At 58.9% G+C, this 1290-nt stretch carries 1 protein-coding gene; it reads left to right on the top strand.

Features of this window, described 5'->3' with window-relative positions; genetic code table 11:
• The first annotated feature begins 24 nt into the window (after positions 1-24).
• Entirely contained in the window at positions 25-1092 is a 1068-nt protein-coding gene (locus tag CN933_RS31180) for an IS110 family RNA-guided transposase (protein ID WP_102763425.1), read from the top strand.
• The last annotated feature ends 198 nt before the right edge of the window (positions 1093-1290 follow it).

Raw genomic sequence — 1290 nt, 5'->3', positions numbered from 1 at the left:
GATCTCAATAAGGGAGTTGGAAGCATGACTGCCTCTTATAATTACCATATCGGCGTCGACTACCACAAATCCTACAGCCATCTGGTCGTGCAGGACAGCAGTGGTAAGACGCTGCGCTCAGGTCGGGTGAAGAACGATCGCCAGTCGCTTGGCGGCTTTCTCGAGCGCTACCGCGAGAACTCGCATGCGGTCATCGAGGCGACGCGCAACTGGATGGTGATGTACGACTGGCTCGACGACATTTGTGATGATGTCGTTCTCGCCCATCCGCTGAAGGTCAAGGCGATCGCCGACGCCAAGATCAAAACCGACAAGATCGATGCGACAGTGCTGGCGCATCTGCTTCGAGCCGACCTGGTGCCGGAAGCCTGGGCGCCAAGCGAGAAATCTCGGGACCTTCGCGTCGCGCTACGCGAGCGGATGTTTTATGTGCGGCTGCGGACGATGACGAAGAACCGGATCGTCACGGTGTTTGACCGCTATCCGGAGCAGACAGCCCAACTCAAGAAGCTCGGCGATCTGTTCGGCAAGACCGGTCGCGTCCAACTGGCGCAGGTCAACGTCTCGGAGATCGACCGCATCCAGATCGACCGTGGCCTCGACTTCATCGGCGACATCGACGTGCGGATCAAGCAGTCGGAAGAAACGATCCGGGCAATGACCAAGGCCAATGCCAACGTCAAGCTGTTGAAGACGATCCCCGGCATCGGCGAGTTCTTCGCCCGGCTGATCGACGCTGAGATTGACGATATATCCCGCTTTCGCAACCCGAAGAAGCTTGCCGCCTATGCCGGGCTTGTACCGTCGACCTATTCGAGTGGCGGCAAGACCTTCCACGGCAAGATCATCAAGCAGGGCAACAAGTGGCTGCGCTGGGCTTTCGTCGAGGCGGTCACCCCCGCCATCGCCAGCGATGCGCAGCTTCGCGCCCGATACGAGCACTTGAAGATCAGAGGAGTAAACAAGGCGCGGGTTGCCATCGCGCGCAAGCTTTTGACGATCGCCTTCCAGATCCTGCGTGACCAGCGCGCTTACGAGCGGCGCGGTGAAAGCACCATGGAAGGCACGTCGACGATATCCCGGTTGTCCTGATGTTTTCTTAGCGAGCCCGGCAAGACTGGGCTGCGCTCCTCAAGGAGAATGGGAAACCGGGAGCCGAACGCCACTCTGTGACCGAAGCCACCGGCATCAGGTCACGCATTGGAGAATGGTTCAGAACCGAAGGACAGCAAAAGCGATCTGTCCGGCGGAAGAAAGACTTTGCCGATCGGTGCGAGTGCCGGTCAAAAC

The organism is Sinorhizobium sp. M4_45 (assembly GCF_002885915.1).
Taxonomy (GTDB): domain Bacteria; phylum Pseudomonadota; class Alphaproteobacteria; order Rhizobiales; family Rhizobiaceae; genus Sinorhizobium; species Sinorhizobium meliloti_A.
Note: the sequence above shows the minus strand (reverse complement) of the source record. Positions and strands in the feature narration are given on the sequence as shown.

Coding starts and splice junctions, on each gene's coding strand:
- CN933_RS31180 (WP_102763425.1), top strand. CDS start 25: ATGACTGCCTCTTATAATTACCATATCGGCGTCGACTACCACAAATCC.